The sequence below is a fragment of the Endozoicomonas sp. SESOKO3 genome (assembly GCF_024606255.1).
Genome location: NZ_JAHHPR010000201.1, coordinates 1 through 5,526 on the forward strand (window position 1 = coordinate 1; position 5,526 = coordinate 5,526).

The 5,526-nt window shown below is 48.2% G+C and carries 1 protein-coding gene; it reads right to left on the minus strand.

Features of this window, described 5'->3' with window-relative positions; genetic code table 11:
* A partial coding sequence (locus tag KDK18_RS03445; protein ID WP_257253232.1) for a hypothetical protein occupies positions 1–5,526 on the minus strand: 5,526 nt, incomplete at both ends.

Genomic DNA, 5,526 nt, shown 5'->3' on the forward strand with positions numbered 1-5,526 from the left:
ATGCTCCGACCGTGGCTACCGGTCCCAGCACGAGGCCGGCTGTGGCAGAGGCCAGTATTTTCACTTTTTCTGGTGTGATCCTGTGCAGCAGTGGTACCTGAACGCCATGTCCGGTAGCCATGGATTTCAACATTTCGGGAACCAGACGGGAAATACTGCGATACATATGCGGGTTGGCGTTGTACTGTCTGGCAAACAGCATAGAGCCGGTTCTCAGCAGAATGACTGAGGACGCGGCCTTGCCCAGTGGCATTGCCAGCCCGCCCACTTCAGTGACTTTTTCAATGCCACTGTGGTAGGCATATTGCCCGGTTCGGTCAAGATCAAAACCATAGCGTTCCAGCCAGTGCTGGAAAGGTGTGAGCATTCTGTGGGTGTAATCACCCCGGCTCGTCAGATCCAGAAGATAGAGGAACGCCGTGTTTGAGAGGGACAGGTTGGCAGCCTCCATGGCGGTTTGGGTCACCAGTAGAGGTTTGTAGCTGGAGTAGTACCAGGTGACAGCTTGTACCAGAAAGGCTGAAGGCTTGATCCAGTAATCATTCAGCTGCCGCTCAATCGCTGCGGCGTGAGCCCGCATCAACGTGTCATGGATAACCTTGATCAGGTCTGATTCTGAGATGCCGGCAGTATTGGCATAAGGTGTCAGCGTGTCCTGAATATTGGTCAGGAATGCTGCTGTCTTGCGGCCATTTTCAAAGGCGATATCGTCAAGAACGTAGTTGGCGATGACGGCAGCTGCATACTCTTTCATGCCGACGACAGACTCTTTCATACCTGCTGGGCCAGTCGCGGTCACAGTCACAGGAGTAAAGGCATTCTCCATGAATTCTTCAGCACCCTTATCGGACAGCATATCGACAACGGCACTGAAGTGAATCACATTGACGCCGTATCTGTAGCCAAGAAAGTGTTCAAATTCATCCACTGTCTGATATCCGGCGACGCCTCTGATAGCCTTAATATAGTTCTGAAGTTCAACCTTGCTGATCAGACCTTCACGTAGCAGAGCGATGATCTTGTTACCACTGGCATAACGGGCAGCTAAGTATTCGGAGAAGCTGTTCAGGTTCCCCGGCTCATAATCGACGTAGTGAATGGCTGTTTTGCCCATGCCGAGAATTTCGTCGTCGTATTGTTTAGCTCCGCTTTGCAACTCATCCCTGGCCCTGTACATCAGCTGCTGGATGTTTCTCAGCACATTCGAAGGCTGATTTTCTACAGATTCGAAAGCGGGGGCCGGGAAGGTCGTCTTCAGACTCTTGAAGACTGTCACAATCCGATTGGCCTGATCAAACGTCAGAGTGTCTCCGACCAATGCCCGCAGGTGGACCGGTGCAAATTCTTCGTCAAAATCGAAAGTCGTAAAGTCGGGTATGTCCTCACCACTTTCTACGGCTAATTCTGCCAGACCTATTGCGGCTTCCAGGGCTTGTTTCTTGAGAGAGTGCTGCTGCGTGAATGTGTGGATGGCGTCCAGAACTTTTGCCTGCCTCGGCGTGCACTGAAAGGGACCGTCATCATTTTTGACGGCTTCCTCGGCAGCTATAAGGACATCCTTCATTCTCTCAATGTCTGCTTTCCTGACTTCAATCTCACCTTCCAGACGGCACTCTTCCTGAATCAGTTGCTGGATCTTGCTAGCATCATGACCGCCCGGTTGTGCCTGTTTGTTTCTCAGGGCATCAACCTGTTGTGTACTGGTGTCGGCAGGTTCTGGTTTAAGACCCACGGCTTTTTCAGTGGTGTCAGGAACGGCTTCCAGATTCTCCTGTGCAACAGCCTCTTCAAGCAGGGCGTGGGCCTGTTGCGTACTTTTCCCGTCGTACTCACGCAGGAATTTTGTGACATGATTGTACTTTTTCCTGGTCAAAGCCAGTTCACCCTCAGCGCCATCATCCGGGACAGCCATGAGGTCGGCAAGACTCTGCCAGATTGCCAATTGTATGCGACGAATATCATTCAGTTTTTTATTAGCCGTCTTCTGCTCACTTTCAGCTTCTTGTAGTGCCCGTCTGGCTTCAGCCAGCTCACGATCAAGAGCGAATCGGGGTTTTGGTCCCAGGGGAGCCATTTGCCTGTCAAGCTCATCCTCAATGGCTTTGACACGTCCATTAACATCGAGCTGGCCCGCTTCATAAATTTCAGTACCGAAGCGCAAGAGTTTATGTCTAATTAGACGAATCTGGTCGTCAATAGCGGCATGATCCTCATAGCCCTCAATGTTGAGTTGATGGGCTATTTCATTGTTTCTGTCTCTTTTGACACTTTCATCTTCGTAGGTTCCAAGTACCTCGTACAATAATGCCCAGGCTCTCGATACCAGAATACGCTTCTGCTCATTCAGGCTAACATCCTTTTCAAACTCTACCTGCATATCATTGGCTAGTTTAGTAGTAAAAGCCTTGCTTTTTTCTATAGCGGCAACGCTTCTACGAGGGTTGATTTCCAGCGCCCGTTCTATAGCCGAAAGATAATGTGCCTGTTCATTTTTGACTCGCTCTTCTGATACTTCGACTTCAGATCTAAGGCACTGATGAATCGTTTCGAGCCTGAAATCCCTTCCTCTCAGATCTTCCCAAGCCGTGCTGTAATCGCTCCAGATGATCTTGTCCATCTCATCCAGGTCGTCAGCTGAGATATCATCGCCATCAAGCCTTTTGTGAATCCTCTCAAGTCTTGCTGCTTTGTCATCACCTTCATTGATGTCGATGTTGAATAATTTTTCTGAGCCTTCCAGTATGATCAGGGCGTTTTTCTCCAGGCGCTCTTTGGCATTTATGATGTACTTCTGCAAGTCTTCAGAAATGATCTGGCGATGAAGATACACGTCGTCCTCATAACTGAGACGGTCGTCCTCCAGAATTTTTTCCACGCTTGTCAGTGTACTGAGTATTTCAGGCCTGGTTTTGGGAGCCAGTGTTCGATCCATTATTTCTTTCAGCCTTTCAAGCTCGAAGAGCGTCATGTTTATTGCCACTTCCACGGCGTCGAGTTCTTCGGGAGTGGTGTTATCATTCAGCTCAACACCAAGAGTAACTGTTAGATCCTCTTCAGTGTTAGATTTAGAGGAGGTGCGAGCATCTCTGCTTCTCTGAACTCTCTGAGGCGGTTGTTCTTGCTGAGCATTGATGGCCTCAAGTTGTTGACGCAGACGTCCTTTTTTATCATTAATCGTATTGATTTTTTGAATCAGGCGTTCATGTTGAACGAAAACATCTGCATTGTTGTCAAAATTCCAAATGTGTAAGCGTGCGGCAATGGTTGCATGATGGGATTTGATTTCAGCTTCTCTTGTAGTATCTGTTCTGAAGCTTCGTTGCTGAGGATGTTGTCGAGCGACCTGAGCTTTCTCTCCGGAGTGTTGTTGAATGGCTTTTTGACGGGCTTCCAGATCAGCTTCGTTGACGGGACTCCGACCGATCTGTCCAACGACGGGTAGTTCTTGCCCAACGGGTGAATCCGCATCTTCTTCCGGTTGCTGTTGAGTGGACTGAAAGCGGGCAACCAGATCGTTTTCATTGACCGGAGTTATACCGGGCAGGCCTTCAGGGAAGGCTAGTATTGCTTTGAAGATTTCTCTATCAGGTGGTTTTGCCCCAGGTAATTTGGTCAGTGCAATGATGTTCTCAAGAAGTTTTCTTCCGGGGAGTTCGTCTTGATCTTGGGGTAGCAGGCTATCATCCTGGTTATTAGTAGCAAAATCCCCTGCCATTTGAGCGTTATGAGCGATTTTGGCATCTGTTCTGGCACCAAGGACTTGTTTTACCTGTGATGGAATCCGATGGACTGCATCCCGTATTTTCTGATTCTGATTCTCCAGATCTTTCAGCTCGACACTTAACAGTGCAAGCGAATTTTCGTAGCGTTGCCTGTCTCTCAGTTTTTCCTCATGACTACGAACGGCAATGGCCTTTGTTTCTTCGGCTTGTTCCGTTGCGTAAAGTAATTTTTCGTTTAGCTCGACGAGTTTGGCCTCTTTTACCCGCAACCTCTCCAGATCGTTGTTAAACTCTGACAGCTGTCTGTTCATCATATCGCTCATGACTTTGGAAGCAAACTCTCCGTCTTCCCGGGAAGTGTCGATCTGCAGCTTGTTGATATGGCTGATAACGGGTATCACTTTCTGAATATTCTGAACAAAGTGCGGGTTAATCAGAAGATTTCTAAATACGGGTTTGAAACTGAAGTGTTTTACGAGTTGATTATGCATCCAGATTGGCGTGATGACTGAAGAAACGACTCTGATGTGTTCCAGTGTGAACTCAAATTCATCTGCTCCATGTGGAATAGCACTGGTCAATGCCTGCCGGAGAGATTCATAGAATGCAAGCGCACGCATCGTCAGTTTGTCTTCATTTGAAAGTGTTGTGGGTTGATCTGTGTCAGCAGCGGCGTCGAGCCTCCCAGTAAACTCCTCCAGCATTTCCATCTGCCTGCTTCGAATGATGTACAGGTAGCTTTCGAGCTTGTATTTTTTAACGTGTGTCGTTAATGCCGGGGCAGAGTTACTACTCTTATCTTCTTCCCAGTGCTTATGCAGGCTTTCTACAAAAGCAATATCATGGGGATTCTGCATCTGACCATAGAAAACAATAACCTCTCCCGGAGCTTCCTCTACTTTCAGCATTGGATAACCTGCAGGCACAGGATAAACCTGTTTGTCATCCTTGACATGCACAACATATCCGACGGGTTTACTGTATGCCAATAGTTCATTAAGAGCCTGCTGTTGTATATTCTCTCTGAGGATATGAACCTGGATGTAGGCCGAGGTGGCTGCTGCCAGGAGAGCCTCATCATTGACAAAGAGTGATTGACCCAGACGTTGCAGTTCGGGGGGCTGATCACCCCCTGAGATAAGACGCATGAAGGTACGCCCATTCACTTCAACCTTGTCGACTTCAATGGTAGCCAGGGAAACATAGTGATCACTTTTGCCGAGGTTTCCCGCTCTCTCCTCAGCACCTTCCAGCAGCCAGAACAGTTGAGTGTGGCTGGCAATTTTCGTTAACGGTTCCAATGATTCCATGCCAGCCAACTGAGAGCGAACAGCCTCAACTGAGTCCCGATCAGTCATTCCGCTTCTGACTTCAATGATCAGTTCCTTTTCTTCAAGATTATGGGTAAACCTGAAGACTTCCTCATCACCCACCTTCAGGACTTTAATGTATTTTCGGGCAACGTCATTTTCGTCTGTTTCAAACAGATCAACGCTGGAAACACCCCCGCAGAAATCAGAAAGAATATCTGTAAAACCTTTAGCAGGAATGACATAACCTGCACTGACTTGAGCCTGATAAGAGTAGGTGGTTGTGAAAGATCCGGGTATTGGCTGCTGGTCATCACCTAACGTTGGCCGAACAATGCTCTCACTCCGGGTAAACTCCACAGGTCCATTGTCTGTAATATCGATAGATTTTGTCTGCAACCTGCGATCGGCCAGTGCCTGTGTGACAATGATGGAAGAACTGATGGCAATGGCTACGGCAAGGCTTAATGCATTGGGACGAAATTTTCTCATTC